The organism is Streptomyces buecherae (assembly GCF_014295035.1).
Lineage (GTDB): Bacteria > Actinomycetota > Actinomycetes > Streptomycetales > Streptomycetaceae > Streptomyces > Streptomyces youssoufiensis.
Genome location: NZ_CP060404.1, coordinates 7,021,693 through 7,038,049 on the forward strand (window position 1 = coordinate 7,021,693; position 16,357 = coordinate 7,038,049).

Sequence of the window (16,357 nt, forward strand, 5' to 3'; positions counted from 1 at the left end):
AACAGGGACCGGATTCACCCGATGCGGTGAACGCGCAACGGGTAGCCGTCCGTTCACCCTTCGTGCGCCAGCATGGCGGAGCCAAGGTCGTCGGCGTGCGCGCGTCCTGCCGACCGCGACCGGCGACTCCGTGTCTGCCGTGGGGGTTCCACACGTGTCCCGTTCCAACGATTCCCTCTTAGCCGTCTCCGCGCGGCGCGCCGCCACCCTGGCCGCCTGCTGCGGCCTGCTGTGCGCCGCCACCGGCGCGCCCGCGCGGGCCGGCGACGGCGACGGGCGCGCCGACACCGGCGCGGCGAGCGCCGTGGTGCTGCGCGCCGGGCTCGACGTCGCGCTGCTCGACGGCGCGCTCGGGGTGCCGGTCACGGCCCCCGTCAACGAGGTGCGCGCGCCGCTGAGCGGGGAGAAGACCGCGCTCACCGTGCTGCTCGACGGCGTGGCGGAGGGCCGGCCGGTGACCGTCCTGCGCGCCGACGCCGTCACCGCCCGTACGACCCGTACGGCGCGCGCGGCGACCGGGTACGCCAGCCTGAGCCAGGCCCGGGTGTACGTTCCCGGCCTGCCGGCGCTGCCCCTGATCGAGGCCGAGCAGGTCGCCTCCCGCGCGGTGTGCGAGGTCGGCGCCAGGCCGGTCGCGACGTCCGCGCCGCTCGGCACGGTCACCGTGCTCGGCAAGCGGGTCACGCTCGGCGCCAGCCGTACAGGGAAGGTCACCGTGCCGGGCGTCGGCGAGGTGCGGCTCGCGGTGGCCGAGACCACCACCACCTCGCGTACGGCCGCGTCGGCCGCCCTCGACCTGCGGGTCACGGTCAACCCGCTGCGGCTGAACGTGGCCTCGGTCACCGGCCGGATCACCCTCGCCGAGGCGACGTGCGCCACGCCCGGCAGCCGCGCCGCCGCCCGCCCCGACGCGGGCGGGCCCAAGGCGCCGGGAACCCGCTCCGCGACGACCTGACGGGTCCGGTCGGTCTCATCGGCCTGGCAGGTCCGGACAGGTCGGACAGGTCCGACAGGCTTGACCGGTCAGACCTGCCCGACAGCCTGAACTGGCGTCCCGGGCCAGCGCCCGGGACGCCATCCGCCCGACCCACCACGCCCGCCGGCGCGGCGGCCCTCGCCGCCCCGGCCGTACGCCTCGGCCCGTACGCCCCGATCCGTACGTCCCAGCCCGACGCCTCAGTCGTCCGTCCCCAGCCCGTACGCCTCAGTCCGTGTGTACTCCCGGCAGGGCGCGGGCCAGAGCCGTCACGAAGCGGTCGGTGGTGGCCCGGTCCCGGACGGCGAGCCGTAGCCAGTCCAGGCCCAGGCCCGGGAACGTGTCGCCACGGCGGACCGCGAAGCCCAGCTCCCGCAGCCGCGCGCGCACCGCGTCGGCGCCCGGCAGGTGGATCAGGACGAAGGGCCCGGCGGCCGGCTCGCACACCCGGATCGACGGGAACTCGGCCAGCCGGGCGATCAGATGGGCCCGGTCGGCCGCGATGCGGTGGGCCGCGTGGGCGGCCTCGGCGCGGGCCGGCGGGGCGCTGCACGCCTCGGCCGCGGCCAGAGCCGGCGAGGAGACGGGCCACAGCGGCTGGGCCCGTTCGAGGGCCTTGACGGTCGGCGGGTCGGCGATGACGTAGCCGATGCGCAGGCCCGCCAGCCCCCAGGTCTTGGTGAGGCTGCGCAGCACCACCAGGCCCGGCACGTCGGTGCGCTCGGCCAGCGACGCGCTCTCGCCCGGCACCGCGTCCATGAACGCCTCGTCCACCACGAGGGTGCGCCCGGGGCGGGCCAGTTCGGCGATCGCCTCGGCGGGGTGCAGCACGGACGTCGGGTTGGTCGGGTTGCCGATCACCACGAGGTCGGCCTCGTCGGGCACCGCGTCCCGGCGTAGCCGAAAGCCGTCGGCCGACTCCAGCAGCACCCGCCGCACGGCGCGCCCCGCGTCCCGCAGCGCGGCCTCGGGCTCGGTGAACTGCGGGTGCACCACCACGGGGTGGTGGCCCGGCAGCGCCCGGGCGATCAGCACGAATGCCTCGGCCGCGCCCGCGGTGAGCAGCACCCGCTCCGGGGCGAGGCCGTGCCGCTCGGCCACCGCGGCGCGTGCGGCCGTCCCGTCCGGGTAGGCGGCCAGGGTGTCGATGGAGGCGGCGATGCGGGACCTGAGCCAGTTCGGCGGGGTGTCGGCGCGCACGTTGACCGCGAGGTCGGTCAGCTCGCCGGCGGCGCCGCGCACCTCGGCGTCACCGTGGTGGCGCAGGTCGGGCGCCGGGTCCGGCGCGGCGTCGGGGCGGTCGGCGGTGGGACGTTCACTGTCGGGGCGGTCGGTGGCGGGGCCCCGCGCGGTCGCGGCGCGCGACATCGGCATCGTCACGCTCCCCACGCCCCCGCCACGGCGGACCGACCAGCCGGTCGCCGACCTGGTACGCCACGGCCTGGTAGGCCACGACCTGGTACGCCACGACCTGGTACGTCACGACCTGGTACGTCACGGCCTGGTACGCCCTGGCCTGCGGGCCGCGGCGCTGGCGGGCTCATCACGCGATCTCCTCCGTGCTGGTGCTGGTGCTGGTGCTCGTGCTGGTGTGCCGGGTGGTGCTGTGCGGTGGGGGTGCCCGCGCCAGGCGCCCGGGCGCGGGGTGTCGCGCGCGGGGGCGGGTTCCGTCGTACCGGCGCCGCTGTTGGGCCTCGCGCGCGGGGCGGGGTGCGTCGCGCGCGGGTCGGTGGGGCCGTGGCGGGTGGCCGGGCGGCGCTCGTGACGTTACCGCTGGTCGCTCGGGTGCCGTCGGGCAGGTCCGGCGCCGGGCCGCCGCGGGGCGGGTGGCGGCTTCCGGCCGCCGGTCGGCGCGTCGGCCGGCGGGGCCGGGCCCGGCCCCGGCAGGGCCAGCGCGCAGGTCGCGGCCGGTGGGCCGCAGGGCGGGGCGGACTTGCGCTTGTCCACGACCAGCCAGGCGCCCGGGCCGGCCGCGAGGAGCGCGGCGGCCTCCGCGACGCTGGGCGTGCCGACGGCGGCGAGCGCGGCGCGGGTGGGGTGCGGCACCGCCACCGCCGCGAGGGCGGCGGCCGGATACGTCCACAGCTCCACCCCGAACCGCTCGGCCGCCTCGCGCAGCGCGGGCTCGTCGGCCTTGACGTCCACCGTGGCCAGGGCGGCGACGGCGGCGGGCGCGCGGCCGGCCTCGGCGAGGCAGTCGACGATGAGCCCGAGCACCTCGTCCACGGGCGCGTCGCGACTGGCCCCCACGCCGACGAAGACCGGCGCCGAGGGGCTTTCGGCGGTGGGTCGCGGGGCGGTCATGGCATCGCCCGCGAGCCCCGCGTACGCTGCGTGTCCGTCGTGGCACGCTGTGGCACCGGCGACCAGGCCGGGGCCGGACGCCGCGAACGGTGCCGTGGGCTTGGCGGGTGGGGGCGGGGACGCACCGTGGCGAGCACGGGGCGTCGCGGGCGGCCCGGGGGCGTGGTGAGCGTGAGAGGAGCGAGTCCATGCCGGTGGTGATCGCGCTGGGCGCGTTGGTGATGACGCTGCTCGGCGGCTGGACCGCACACCGTGTCACCGACCGCAGGCACCTGATCCTGGGCCTGGCGGGCGGCCTGATGCTCGGCGTGGTGGGGCTCGACCTGCTGCCGGAGGCGCTGGAGGTCGCCGGGGACGAGGTGTACGGCGTGCCCGCCGCCCTGCTGTGCTTCGTCGGCGGCTTCCTGCTCGCCCACGCGGTGGAACGCCTGTTGGCCGAGCGCGTCGCGGCCCACCACGTGGTGGAGCCGGCGCCGGTGGCGACGGGCGGGGCCGGGGTCCGTGCCGAGGCCGGGGCCAGCGCCGCCGGCCGGCCGTCCGCGCCGGCGAGCGCGCTGCCGGGGCGCGCGCCGCAGGTGGGGCTGACCGCAGCCGCGGCCATGGTCGGCCACAGCGCCATGGACGGCGTCGCGCTGGGACTGGCCGCCCAGGTCAGCGACGAGATGACGCTGGCCGTCGCGGTCGCCGTCATCGCCCACGACTTCGCGGACGGCTTCAACACGTACACGCTGACCAGCCTGTACGGCAACGCCCGGCGCAAGGCCGTGCTGATGCTGGGCGCCGACGCCGTCGCGCCCGTCGTGGGCGCCGCGTCCACGCTGCTGTTCACCGTGCCCGACCAGGCGCTCGGCATCTACCTGGGCTTCTTCGGCGGCGTCCTGCTCTACCTCGCCGCCGCCGACATCCTGCCCGAGGCGCACCACGACCACCCGGCGCTGTCCACGCTGGGCTGCACCGTGGCCGGGGTGGGGTTCGTGTGGCTGGTGGTCGGCGTCGCGCACTGAGCGGTGCGCCGGCGCGCACGGGCCGGGCCCGGCGCCGGGGCCCTGTCGCCCCGCGCCGGATGGTGCGCGGCTCACCGCGCGCAGCTCCGTACGAAGGACGCCGCGATGCCGGGTGTGGCCGTCCAGTGCACGTGCAGGTACGAGGCGTGCACGCCGCCGCGTACGAAGCCCTCGACCTGCCGGGTGGGGCGTACGACACCCCACGCGGGCAGCGCCGCCGGGCCACCCCCGGCGCCGTCTCCGGGCCCGTCGGGGCCCTCGCCCGCGCCCGGCGTGATGACCGTGCGGTGGAACTCGTGCCCGCGCACCCGGGCGCCGACCGGCAGCAGCGGGCTCGGCGACAGGGCCACCGCCTCCCGGTAGCCCAGGGTCAGCCGGCCCGACATGCGCGCGTCGGCCGGCAGCACGCCGCACATGGGCAGCGGCGCGGCCCTGGTCCCGGCTTCGGCGTCCGGCTCCGGGGTGAGCGAGCGGGCCAGGTAGAGCAGGCCGGCGCACTCGGCGGCGATCGGGGCGCCGGAGGCGGCGAGCGCGGCGACGGCGGCGCGCAGTGGCTCGTTGGCGGACAGCTCGGCCGCGTACACCTCCGGGAACCCGCCGCCGATGACCAGCCCGCGGGTGCCCTCGGGCAGCCGGGTCTCGCGCAGCGGGTCGAAGGTGACGACGTCCGCGCCGGCCGCGGTCAGCAGCTCGGCGTGTTCGGCGTACGAGAACGTGAACGCCGAGCCGCCGGCCACGGCCACCACGGGCCGCGCCCCGCGCCCGGAGCCCGACTCAGGGCCCGTACCCGACTCCGCATCCGGCTCGGCCGCGTGGCCGGCGTCCGCCGACCGCGCCTCGCGCAGGCTGTGCGCCGGGTCCCAGGCGGGCCCGGGCAGCGGGGGAGCCGAGCGGGCCAGCTCCAGGAGGCCCGGCAGGTCGCAGCCCGCGCGCACCCGGTCGGCCAGCGCGGCCACCGACTCCACGGCTTCCGCGTGGCGCTCGGCCACCGGGACGAGCCCCAGGTGCCGGCTCGGGGTGTGCACGGCGCCCACCCGGCGCAGCGCCCCGAAGACCGGCACGCCGGAGCCCGCGAGCGCCTCGCGCAGCAACTCCTCGTGCCGGTCCGAGCCGACCTTGTTGAGGATCACCCCGGCGACCCGTACCTCCGGGTCCCAGGACGCGAAGCCGTGCACCAGCGCCGCCACCGAGCGCGACTGCGACGCGGCGTCCACGACCAGCACCACCGGGGCCCGCAACACCTTGGCGACCTGGGCCGTGGAGGCCAACTCGCCCTGGTGCGCGGCCCCGTCGTACAGTCCCATCACGCCCTCGACCACGGCCAGGTCCGCGCCGCGCGCGCCGTGCCCGAACAACCCCGGCAGCGCCTGCGGCCCGCACAGGTACGCGTCCAGGTTGCGGCCGGGGCGGCCGGTGGCCAGCGCGTGGTAGCCGGGGTCGATGTAGTCCGGGCCGACCTTGTGCGGCGAGACGGCCAGGCCGCTCGCCGCGAAGGCCGCCATCAGCCCGGTCGCGACGGTCGTCTTGCCGCTGCCCGACGAGGGCGCGGCGATGACCAGGCGGGGGACGGAGGTCGTGCCTGTCACCACTCGATGCCCCGCTGGCCCTTCTGCCCGGTGTCCATCGGGTGCTTGACCTTGGACATGTCGGTGACCAGGTCGGCGAAGTCCACCAGCGGCTGCGGGGCGTTGCGCCCGGTGATCACGACGTGCTGGGTGCCGGGCCGGTCCCGCAGCGTGGCGACCACCTCGTCGACGTCCACCCACCCCCAGTGCATCGGGTACGCGAACTCGTCCAGCACGTAGAGCTGGTACGTCTCGGCCGCCAGGTCCCGCTTGACCTGCTCCCAGCCCTCGCGCGCCGCCTCCTCGCTGGAGGCCAGGTCGCGCTGGACCCACGACCAGCCCTCGCCCATCTTGTGCCAGGCGACGGTGCCGCCCTCACCGGAGTCGCCGAGCACGCGCAGCGCCCGCTCCTCGCCCACCTTCCACTTGGCGGACTTCACGAACTGGAACACCCCGATCGGCCAACCCTGGTTCCAGGCGCGCAGCGCGAGCCCGAAGGCGGCCGTCGACTTGCCCTTGCCGACGCCGGTGTGCACGAACAGCAGTGGCCGGTTGCGGCGCTGGCGCGTGGTGAGCCCGTCGTCGGGCACCATCGAAGGCTTTCCCTGTGGCATTTACGCGACCCTCTCCGTGATGTCGGTCCGTCGCCCCGGCCGCGCGCCCCGGTGCTGGGGCCCGTGCTCGGTCGTGGTTCGTTCACCCTGCCGGGCCCGTGCGGGGGCGCCGTCGCGCGCCGCACGCGCCCCGCGGACGAGCGCCGTGACGCTGTCTGCTCGCAGCTCCTCCAAGGTCACCGCGGGTCCGCGCAGTTCGCCGGCGAGCTGCGCCGCGAGGCCCAGGCGCACCATCCCCGACTCGCAGTCCACGACCACCGAGGCCACGCCGTCGGCCGCGAGCAGCCGCGCCGCGCGGGTGGCCTGGGCCACCGGTTGGCTGCCGCCGGTGGCCCGGCCGTCGGTCACCACCACGAGCAGCGGGCGCCGCGAGGGGTCCCGCAGCCGCTCGACCCGCAGCACCTCGCGGGCGCTGAGCAGCCCGGCGGCCAGCGGCGTGCGGCCACCGGTGGGCAGTTTCTCCAGGCGGGCCGCCGCCGCGTCCACGGACGACGTCGGCGGCAGCGCCAACTCCGCGCCGCGTCCCCGGAAGGTGACCAGGCCGACCTTGTCCCGCCGCTGGTAGGCGTCGAGCAGCAGCGAGAGCACGGCGCCCTTGACGGCGCTCATCCGCTGCCGCGCGGCCATCGACCCGGAGGCGTCCACGACGAACAGCACGAGGTTGCCCTCGCGGCCCTCGCGCACGGCCTCGCGCAGGTCGTCGCGGCGCAGCAGCAGGCCGGCGCCGGTGCGCCCCCGGGCCCGCTGGTGCGGGGCCGCGGCCCGGACCGTCGCCGACAGGTGCAGCTTGCCCAGCGCCCCGTGCGGGCGGCGCGAGCCGGTGGTGCGCCCGTGCGCGGTGCGGGCCCGCGAGCGCCGGCCGGCCGCGCCCTCGCCGAGCCCCGGCACGTTCAGCATGCGCGCGGCGAACGGCTCGCCGGCGGCCACGGCGGGCCGCTCCGGCGCCGCGCCCCGCGCGTCCACGCCCTGCCCCTCGCCGCCCTCGCCGGTGGCCGGGGCCTGGCGCGGGTCGGCCTCGGGTGCCTCCGGCCGTGCCGGGTCGTCCGCGCGCTGTTCCGGCACCGGCGGCTGCTCGGCGGGCTGTTCGGGCCCGGAGCCCTGGCCGTCGCCGTCCCGTGGCGGCCCGTCGTCGGGGGAGCGACCACCGCCGGGGCCGTCGGGACCATCGGGATCAGTGTCGTCGTCGCCGCCGTCGCCCTCGCCGTCCCCGTCATCGGGCGCCTGGCCCTCGGCCTCCGGCTGGTAGGCGTCGAGGATCTCGTCGAGCCTGTCCTCGTCCAGGCCCGGCGCGTCGAAGGGGTTGCGGCGCCGGCGGTGCGGCAGGGCAAGCAGCGCGGCCTGCCGTACGTCCTCGGTGGTCACCTCGGTGCGGCCGGCCCAGGCGGCCAGCGCGGTGGCGGTGCGCGCCGTCACGATGTCCGCGCGCATCCCGTCGACCTCGAACGCCGCGCACACGGCGGCGATCTGGCGCAGCGCCCCGTCGCCGAGCACGACGCTCGGCAGCAGCGCGCGGGCCGCCGCGATGCGCGCGCGCAGCTCGGCCTCGTCCTCGGCCCAGCGGGCGGCGAAGCCGGCCGGGTCCTCCTCGTAGGCGAGCCGGCGCCGCACCACCTCGACCCGCTCGTCGGGCTCGCGGGAGGCGGCGACCTCCACGGTCAGCCCGAACCGGTCCAGCAACTGCGGGCGTAGCTCGCCCTCTTCCGGGTTCATGGTGCCGACAAGCAGGAACCGCGCGGCGTGCCGTACGGAGACGCCCTCGCGCTCCACGTACGAGGAGCCCATGGCGGCGGCGTCGAGCAGTAGGTCGATCAGGTGGTCGTGGAGGAGGTTGACCTCGTCGACGTAGAGGATGCCGCGGTGGGCGTCCGCGAGCAGGCCCGGTTCGAAGGACTTCACGCCGTCCGCCAGCGCCCGCTCGATGTCGAGCGCGCCGACCAGGCGGTCCTCGGAGGCGCCGACGGGCAGCTCGACCAGGCGCGAGGGCCGGGTGGCGCCGGTGCCCGGCTCGTGCGGGCCGTCCGGGCAGCCCGGGTCGGGCGCGGCCGGGTCGCAGGAGAATCGGCAGCCAGGGACGGTCTCGATGGTGGGCAGCAGCGAGGCGATGCCGCGCACCATGGTCGACTTGGCGGTGCCCTTCTCGCCGCGCACCAACACCCCGCCGATCGCGGGCGATACGGCGTTGAGCAGCAGGCCGAGCCGCATGTCGGCCATGCCGACGACGGCGGTGAACGGGTAGGTGGCCGAGGTCATCAGCTGGTGCCCCTTTCGCGGGTGGTGCTCTGGCGGGGTGCGCCGTCGGTGGCGGCCCGCGCCACCGGATCGGCCTGGACCCCGCGCTCGCGGGGGTGCTCGACGGACGGCGCGGCCTGCGGCGCGCGCGGCCCGGGTGGTGCTGGTGGGACTGGTGGGGTCGGTGGCGCGGCGGCCTGACGCGGTGCGGGCATCCCGCCGTCAGTGCGGCCCGCACGGTCAGCGCGGCCGGCGCCGCCAGCGCGGTCGGCGCCGTCGGTCGGCAGGGGAGCGGGGGACGCGGGGGCGCCAGGTGGGACGAAGGGCAGCTCGGCGGGCGGCCCGTGCTCGATGAGGCGCAGCAGGGCGTCGGTGTCGGCGTGCTCCTCGATCAGGTCGCCGAGCCGGTCGAGCTGCTCCTCGCGCAGCGCCCCGAAACAGGTGTCGGGCGCCGGGACGAAGCGCCGGCCCGCCGCCTCGGCCACCTCGCGCAGGAACGCGCGCCGGAAGCCGTCGCTCTCCAGCGAGCCGTGCCAGTGCGTGCCCCACACGGAGCCGACCCGGCAGCCGTCGAGGAACGCCGTGCCGCCGCCGACCTCCGCGACCCCGTGGTGGATCTCGTACCCCTCCACGCGTTCGCCCAGGGCCTCGCCGACCGGCCTGGCCAGCGTCTTCTCGCGCGCGAAGCGCACCCGCACCGGCAGCAGCCCAAGCCCCGTGACGGTGCCCGCCCGTGACTCGACCTCGTCCTCGATGCGTTCGCCCAGCGCCTGGAAGCCGCCGCAGATGCCGAGCACGGGCCGGCCGTCGGCGGCGCGTCGGACCAGCGCGTCGGCGAGCCCGCGCTCGCGCAGCCAGGCCAGGGCGCGCACGGTGCCACGGGTGCCGGGCACCACGACGAGGTCGGCGTCGGCCAACTCGGCGGGCCGGTCGACGAACCGGACGAGCACGCCCGGTTCGGCCGCGAGCGCGTCCACGTCGGTGAAGTTGGACATCAGCGGCACGGCGCACACCGCGACCCGCAGCACGTCGTCGCCGACCGGCGGGGCGACGGGCGCCTCGCGGACGGCGCCGCGCAGCGAGACCCGCAGCCCGTCCTCCTCGTCGATGCCGAGGCCGGACGCGTACGGCAGGACGCCGAAGGTGCGGCGGCCGGTGAGCCCGCGCAGCATCTCCAGGCCCGGTTCGAGGAGGGTGACGTCGCCGCGGAACTTGTTGACCAGATAGCCGGCGACCAACTCCTGGTCCTCGGGCGCCAGCAGCGCGGTGGTGCCGAAGAACTGGGCGAAGACCCCGCCCCGGTCGATGTCCCCGACCACGACCACCGGCAGGCGGGCGGCCCGGGCGATGCCCATGTTCACGATGTCGGTGCGGCGCAGGTTGATCTCCGCGGGGCTGCCGGCGCCCTCGCAGATCACCGCGTCGTGCGTGCGCCGCAGCTCCTCGAGGCAGGCCACGACCGGCTCGAAGAGTGCCTGCCGCCCGCCGGGCACCGGGCTCGGGTCCTGGGCGCCGGGGGCCCGCTCGCCGAAGAAGCCGCGCGCGCTCAGCTCGCCCACCGGCTTGCCCAGCAGCACGACCTGGCTGGAGCGGTCGCTGCCGGGCTTGAGCAGCACGGGGTTCATCAGCGCGGTCGGCTCGACGCGGGCGGCCTGCGCCTGCATCGCCTGCGCCCGCCCGATCTCCGCGCCGTCGCGGGTGACGAAGGAGTTGAGGGACATGTTCTGCCCCTTGAACGGCGCGACCTTGACGCCCCGGCGCGCCAGCCAACGGCAGATGCCCGCCGTCACGACGCTCTTGCCGGCGTCCGACGTCGTCCCGGCGACCAGCAACCCACCGCCCATGCGTCCCGTCCCCCTCATCGGTCCCCCTGGTGCGTGCCCATGGTGGCGGCGCCGTACGCCAGTCGTCCGGCGACGGTCACCGCGAGAGCCAGCGCGCTCACCCGGCGCGAGAGCCGTACGGCACGCTCGATGTCGGCCACCTCGACCGGCCGGTTCTCCGCGCCCAGCACCGGCCGGTGCTCGACGCGGCCCGCGTACGCGAGGGTGCCGCCGAGCCGCACGCCGAGCGCGCCGGCGAACGCGGCCTCCACCGGGCCCGCGTTGGGGCTCGGGTGGCTGCCGGCGTCGCGCCGGGCGACGGCCCAGGCACCGCGCGGGTTCGGCCCGGCGAGCACGGCCAGCGCCGCCGTGAGCCGGGCGCCGGGCCAGCCGACCACGTCGTCGAGCCGGGCCGAGGCCCAGCCGAACCTGCGGTAGCGCGGCGAGCGGTGCCCCACCATCGCGTCCAGCGTGTTCACCGCGCGAAAGCCGAGCAGCCCCGGCACGCCGCCGGCCGCGCCCCACACCAGGGCGCCGACCACCGCGTCCGAGGTGTTCTCGGCGACCGACTCCACGACCGCCCGCGCCATCTGCTGGGTGTCCAGGGCCTGCGGATCGCGCCCGCACAGCCGCGGCAGCGCGTCCCTGGCCGCGTCGACGTCCGCCGCCGCGAGCGCGGCGCCGATCACCCGGGCCTCCCGCCCGAGCGTGGTGCCGCCGAGCACGGCCCAGGTGGCGGCGGCGGTCAGCGCCGTCTCGGTGGCGAGGCCGCCCAGCGTCGTGGCCGGGCGCGCGGGCCGACCGGTGACCGGGCGGCGCGCGGCGCGCGCCAACAGCGCCCCGGCGAGCACCGTGCCGCCGGCGCACACGGCGGTGTGCAGGGCCCCGCGGCCCCGGTCGTCGCGCCACAACCGTCGTTCCACGGCGCCGGCGGCGCGCCCGAAGGCGGCCACCGGGTGGCCCCGGCGCGGATCGCCGACGACACGGTCGCCCAGAAAGCCGAGGACGGCACCGCAGGCGTACGCAACATGATCGGTACGCATCGGTCAGTTCGCCGTCGCGCCTCGGAGGGGGAGGGCCGCGCCGGGTTGCCGTGGCCCGATGGGGCGGCGGCGACGTGGCGACGGGGGCAGGGCGAAGGGCGCTGGACGGCAGCAGGCCATGGCGGTGTGTCCTCACTCAGGGTCCGCGCCCTGGTTCGACGTGATCGGCGGCGAGAGTCTCCTGGCTCCCGGATCGACGCCGCACCCCGGCCTTCCAGCCCGCCGTGTGCGAGCCGTGACCATGCGCTGGGGGAGCGCTCCCCGGTGACAGTGGCGGGACCGCGCCGGACTCACACCGGCTTCCTCTGCTGTCGCCGTTTGGCCCCGGCAGTCCACCACGGCCCGGGAAGACCCGTCAACTCGCCGTTGACCTGCGACGGGACGGCCCACCGCGCGCGGCGCGCCCGAGCCGAGGGGCGCCCGGTGCGCGCGCCGCACGCCACGCACGCGCCCCGGGCGGGCGCCGCCGTGTCGACACGGCGCCGCCCGCCCGGGGCGAGGTGCCCGCGGCGGCGACCGCCGCAGGCGAGAAACTACGAGCTACGCACCACGGGCTCAGGCGACGATCAGATAGATCCCATACGCCACCGCCGCCGCGCACAGCGCGAAGCAGGCGTACGCGCCGGAGCGGGCCAGCGCGCCGGAACCACCGGCCGTGCCGGCGGCGCCCGTGGCCGCGTCGCGGGAGGGCTTGGCGGAGGTGCCGACGATGCCGAGCGTGAAGACGCCCACCATGGCGACGGTCACCACCAGGCTCACGCCGAAGACCTGGCCGAGTGCGGCCCAGTCGATGTTCATGGCACTGCTTCCTTGTCGTCGGGGCGGTTGCGCCACGTCGTACGGGGCTCGGGCGCGCGGCGCGTACCCGTGCCCCGTACGGAGGGGCGGGGCCGGCCGCTGCTAGACCGTGGCCTTGGCGGGCGCGGCGGCCGAAGTGACGGGTGTGGCGGCGGCCGGCGCGGCGCCGCGTGCCTCGCGCTCGGCGCCGATTGGCCGCGCCGGCAGCGAGTCGGCGGCGGTCGCCGACGGGGCGGCCGGGGCCGCGTCGCTGGCCGACTGGGCGAGGGCCGCGTCGGTGGGCGGCGGGGCGACGCTGCGCACCGCGGCGGTCACGATCCCGACCGGCTCGGCGGCGTCCGCCGTGGCGGGGGCGGTCGCGTCCGCGGCGACGGCCGCGACGGCCGGGGTCGGGGCGCCGTCGACGTCGTTGACGTTGGTGTGGTCGACCGGCTTGCGGCGCGAGGCCAGCCAGATGGCGCCGCAGGCGATGACGGCCAGCACGGCGACCGTGGCCACGCCCCAGTCGCCCTGGTCGGCGAGGAGGGCGGCGGCGCCGGCGACGAGGCCGGCGGCCGGCAGCGTCAGACCCCAGGCGATGACCATCCGGCCGGCGGTGGACCAGCGCACCACGCCGCCCTTGCGGCCGAGACCCGAACCCATCACGGAGCCGGAGCAGACCTGGGTGGTGGAGAGCGCGAAGCCGAGGTGCGAGGAGGCCAGGATGACGGTCGCGGCACCGGTCTGGGCGGCGAAGCCCTGCGGCGGCTGGATGTCGGTAAGGCCCTTGCCCATGGTGCGGATGATGCGCCAGCCGCCGAGGTAGGTGCCGAGCGCGATGGCCACACCCGCCGAGACGATGACCCACATCGGCGGGTCGGAGGCGGGCGCGACGACGCCGCCGGTGACCAGGGCCAGGGTGATGACGCCCATCGTCTTCTGCGCGTCGTTGGTGCCGTGTGCCAGCGAGACCAGGGCGGCCGAGGCGATCTGCCCGGCGCGGTAGCCCTTGGCGGTGTCCCGCGGGTCGCGGTCGCGGGCGATGCGGTAGGTGAGCCGGGTGGCGACGAGGGCGGCGACGCCGGCCACCAGCGGGGCGGCGACCGCGGGGATGAGGACCTTCATGACGACCGCGTCGCCGTTGACCCCGTCCATGCCGACGGAGACCAGGGTGGCGCCGATGAGGCCGCCGAAGAGGGCGTGGGAGGAACTGGAGGGCAACCCGGCGAGCCAGGTGAGCAGGTTCCAGACGATTGCGCCGACCAGACCGGCGAAGATGACTTCCGGTTGGATGCCGGACCCCTCGTCGATGATGCCGCCGGAGATGGTCTTCGCGACCTCCACCGACAGGAACGCGCCGACGAGGTTGAGCACCGCCGACATGGCCACCGCGGTCTTGGGCCGTAGCGCCCCCGTCGAGATGGTGGTGGCCATGGCGTTGGCCGTGTCGTGGAAGCCGTTCGTGAAGTCGAACACCAAGGCCGTGATGATCACGATCCCGATGAGAAGCGTGATGTGTTCCATTCACCCAGGCAATCGTTGAGGGAGCAACGTCCCGGCGACCGTAGGTACGAAGAGTGAACGGAAGGTGAACTGGATAGGGCATCGTGGTGACGCGGCCCGGGGGGTGTGGCGGGGACATGCTCACGCCTCCGCGTTGGCCGCCCAACGGCGCAGGTCAGCGGCGTGCGAGCGGCCTGCGGCGGACCTCAATCTGTTGTACATGTGACGGACATCCGATCTCCCGTTTCTGTTCTCCCGTCACCCGTATAGAGCACCCTTCCGCACCGTCCGTGACGACCCGGCGGAACGGCTCCGCCGGCCCCCTCGCCCACCGGCCGGCGCGCGGGGCGAGGGGGCCTGACAGGATCGGGCCCGGAGGTGGCCCATGGCACGGGAGACGGACGAGCGAGGCGTCGGGGACGAGCGGCACGAACGGGACGAGCGGCGGGCCCCGAGCGCCGTCCCGGACCCCGCGGCGCTCGCGCCGGCCTGGCGCGAGGTGGTGGCCACGGCCCGGCGCAGCACGCGCGACGGCCTGGTCGTCGGCACGTCGGGCAACGTCTCGGCGCGGGTGGGCGACACCGTCCTCGTCACCCCGAGCGGCGTGCCCTACGACGCGCTCGGCCCCCGGGACATGGTCGCCGTCGACCTCGACGGCCGCGTCCGCGTCGGTCACCTGCGCCCCACCAGCGAACTCCCGCTGCACCTCGCGATCTACCGCGCCACCGACGCCCGCGCCATCGTGCACACGCACGCCGTGCACGCCACCGCCGTCTCCACGCTCGTCACGGAGTTGCCCGCCGTCCACTACATGGCCGGCGCGCTCGGCGGCCCCGTCCGCGTCGCCCCGTACGCCCTCTACGGCAGCGACGAACTCGCCGGGCACGTGCTCGCCGCCCTCCGCGACCGCACCGGCTGCCTGCTGCGCAACCACGGCACGGTCGTCTACGCGGACACCCTGCGCCGGGCGTACGAGCACACCGCCCAACTGGAGTGGATGTGCCAGGTCTGGCTGGCCGCCGCCGCCGTACCCGGCCGCGCCCCCGCGCTGCTCACCGCCGCGCAACTCGACGAGGCCACCGACCGCCTGCGCGGCTACGGCCAGCCCCCCGGACCAGCCGGCGCGCCGCCCGCCTGACACCCTCCCGGCCGCGCGGCCCACGCCCGGCACCGGCGCCCCGGGCGGCGGGGCGGCTCACCCGGCGGACGGGTGCCCACTGGCCGGCGGGCCGCTCCCCGCCCACACTGGGGAGGATGCGCCCGCGTACCGCGGCGGCCGTCGCCGCCACCACCGTGCTGGGTGCCGGGACGGCCGTGCTGGCCGGCCGGTACGCCAGCGGTGCCGCCCTGACCCCCGGCCGCCCGCTGCCCGGCGAGCCCAGGCTCACCGTGCACTCGACCGCCGCCGGCCAGGTCACCCTGACCCGCACCCTGGCCTCCCAGCGCCCCGGGACGTACGGGCTGACCGGCGACGGCTGCCACGCCGCCGTCGGCCCCGTCGTCGAGGGGGCGCCGCACCCCGCCGACTGCGTCGTGCGCCGCCTGGAGTCGGTCACCCGCGGCACGCTGGAGCCGGGCGCGCGCGTCTGGTTCACGCCGCAGGTGTACGCGGGCGACCCCGGCCAGGCGCTCGGCCTCGCCTACGAGGACGTGGAGGTCCCGGGCGAACTCGGCGCGCTCCCCGCCTGGTACGTGCCGGCCGCCCGCGACACCTGGGTGATCACCGTGCACGGCCTGGGCGGCACCCGCGAGCACCCGCTGGTCGTCCTGGGGTTCCTGCACGACAAGCAACTCCCGGTGCTCGACGTGTCCTACCGAGGGGACGCCGGGGCGCCCCCGTCACCCGACGGGGTGAGCCACCTGGGCCACACCGAGTGGCGCGACCTCGACGCGGCCGTCGCCTACGCGGCACAGCGCGGCGCGCGGCGCGTCGTGCTCCACGGCTGGTCCACCGGCGCCTCGATGGCCCTGCGCACCGCGGCGCACTCGCCGCTGCGCCACCTGATCAGCGGCCTGGTCCTCGACTCGCCCGTGCTCGACTGGCAGGCCACGCTGCGCGCCATCGCCGCCGCCCGTGGCACGCCGGCCCCGCTGCTGCCGCTCGTGGTGCGCGCCGCGCAGGGCCGCGCGTCCCTGCACGCGGAGCACTTCGCCGAGTTGGCCGACGCGGGCCGCCTTGAGGTCCCCACGCTGATCGTGCACGGGCCCGACGACCACCTGGCCCCCTGGGCCGGCTCCCGCGCCCTCGCCGAACGCCGCCCGGACCTGGTCACCCTGCGGAGCGTGCCGCGCGCCCCGCACGCGGCGATGTGGAACGCCGACCCCGTCGGGTACGAGGAGGCGCTGCGCCGCTTCCTCACCCCGCTGGTCTGAGCGCCCCCTTACTCCGACGGGCCCGTCGGCCGCGCGCCCCGCCGTGGGCCTCGGCAGGGCGCGCCCGAGCGCGGCCGACGCCCGCCCTTCACCTGGCCGCCATGCCGCGCTCGCCCGACTTTCGCGCCACGGCCGTGTTCGGCTCG

13 protein-coding genes and 1 riboswitch are annotated in these 16,357 nt (G+C 77.0%); of the genes, 4 read left to right on the forward strand and 9 right to left on the reverse strand.

Annotation, left to right across the window (positions count from 1 at the left end):
* The first annotated feature begins 154 nt into the window (after positions 1 to 154).
* Entirely contained in the window at positions 155 to 955 is an 801-nt protein-coding gene (locus H7H31_RS27990; RefSeq protein WP_187061507.1) for an SCO1860 family LAETG-anchored protein, read from the forward strand.
* A gap of 249 nt (positions 956 to 1,204) precedes the next feature.
* On the opposite strand, the gene cobC is transcribed toward H7H31_RS27990, so the two are convergent.
* Together cobC and H7H31_RS28000 are read right to left on the reverse strand one after the other, a co-directional pair.
* Complete coding sequence (cobC, locus tag H7H31_RS27995; protein ID WP_232110122.1) at positions 1,205 to 2,350, reverse strand: Rv2231c family pyridoxal phosphate-dependent protein CobC; 1,146 nt, start codon at positions 2,348 to 2,350, stop codon at positions 1,205 to 1,207.
* Positions 2,351 to 2,743: 393 nt separating this feature from the next.
* Complete coding sequence (locus tag H7H31_RS28000) at positions 2,744 to 3,280, reverse strand: cobalamin biosynthesis protein (protein ID WP_187118115.1); 537 nt, start codon at positions 3,278 to 3,280, stop codon at positions 2,744 to 2,746.
* Between the two features lie 188 nt (positions 3,281 to 3,468).
* Here H7H31_RS28000 and H7H31_RS28005 point away from each other — a divergent pair, with 188 nt between their 5' ends.
* Entirely contained in the window at positions 3,469 to 4,284 is an 816-nt protein-coding gene (locus H7H31_RS28005; protein ID WP_187064105.1) for a ZIP family metal transporter, read from the forward strand.
* 71 nt (positions 4,285 to 4,355) lie between these two features.
* Here the strand turns inward: H7H31_RS28005 and H7H31_RS28010 are convergent, their stop codons facing one another.
* From H7H31_RS28010 to H7H31_RS28040, 7 genes are all read right to left on the reverse strand, one after another.
* Positions 4,356 to 5,873, reverse strand: coding sequence for a cobyrinate a,c-diamide synthase (locus H7H31_RS28010; RefSeq protein ID WP_187064106.1), 1,518 nt, complete (start codon positions 5,871 to 5,873; stop codon positions 4,356 to 4,358).
* Positions 5,867 to 6,463 carry a cob(I)yrinic acid a,c-diamide adenosyltransferase gene (gene cobO / locus H7H31_RS28015; RefSeq protein ID WP_187064107.1) on the reverse strand — a complete coding sequence of 199 codons (597 nt, stop codon included), beginning with the start codon at positions 6,461 to 6,463 and terminating at the stop codon, positions 5,867 to 5,869. Before cobO ends, H7H31_RS28010 begins: the two co-directional genes overlap by 7 nt.
* Positions 6,464 to 8,713 carry a putative cobaltochelatase gene (locus H7H31_RS28020; RefSeq protein WP_187064108.1) on the reverse strand — a complete coding sequence of 750 codons (2,250 nt, stop codon included), beginning with the start codon at positions 8,711 to 8,713 and terminating at the stop codon, positions 6,464 to 6,466.
* On the reverse strand, positions 8,713 to 10,536 hold the full coding sequence (locus tag H7H31_RS28025; protein WP_232110378.1) for a cobyric acid synthase: 1,824 nt from the start codon (positions 10,534 to 10,536) through the stop codon (positions 8,713 to 8,715). Before H7H31_RS28025 ends, H7H31_RS28020 begins: the two co-directional genes overlap by 1 nt.
* Positions 10,537 to 10,550: 14 nt before the next feature.
* Positions 10,551 to 11,558 (reverse strand): cobalamin biosynthesis protein, encoded by a 1,008-nt coding sequence (locus H7H31_RS28030; protein ID WP_187064109.1) that lies wholly within the window; start codon positions 11,556 to 11,558, stop codon positions 10,551 to 10,553.
* A gap of 175 nt (positions 11,559 to 11,733) precedes the next feature.
* A riboswitch (cobalamin riboswitch) is annotated at positions 11,734 to 11,863 on the reverse strand.
* Between the two features lie 250 nt (positions 11,864 to 12,113).
* Complete coding sequence (locus tag H7H31_RS28035) at positions 12,114 to 12,356, reverse strand: hypothetical protein (protein WP_176160990.1); 243 nt, start codon at positions 12,354 to 12,356, stop codon at positions 12,114 to 12,116.
* Positions 12,357 to 12,458: 102 nt separating this feature from the next.
* Positions 12,459 to 13,859, reverse strand: a complete 1,401-nt coding sequence (locus H7H31_RS28040) for an inorganic phosphate transporter (protein ID WP_187064110.1) — start codon at positions 13,857 to 13,859, stop codon at positions 12,459 to 12,461.
* Between the two features lie 364 nt (positions 13,860 to 14,223).
* Between H7H31_RS28040 and H7H31_RS28045 the strand changes: the two genes are divergently transcribed.
* Together H7H31_RS28045 and H7H31_RS28050 are read left to right on the forward strand one after the other, a co-directional pair.
* Positions 14,224 to 14,976 (forward strand): class II aldolase/adducin family protein, encoded by a 753-nt coding sequence (locus tag H7H31_RS28045; protein WP_187064111.1) that lies wholly within the window; start codon positions 14,224 to 14,226, stop codon positions 14,974 to 14,976.
* 116 nt (positions 14,977 to 15,092) lie between these two features.
* Positions 15,093 to 16,211, forward strand: coding sequence for an alpha/beta hydrolase (locus H7H31_RS28050; protein WP_187064112.1), 1,119 nt, complete (start codon positions 15,093 to 15,095; stop codon positions 16,209 to 16,211).
* The last annotated feature ends 146 nt before the right edge of the window (positions 16,212 to 16,357 follow it).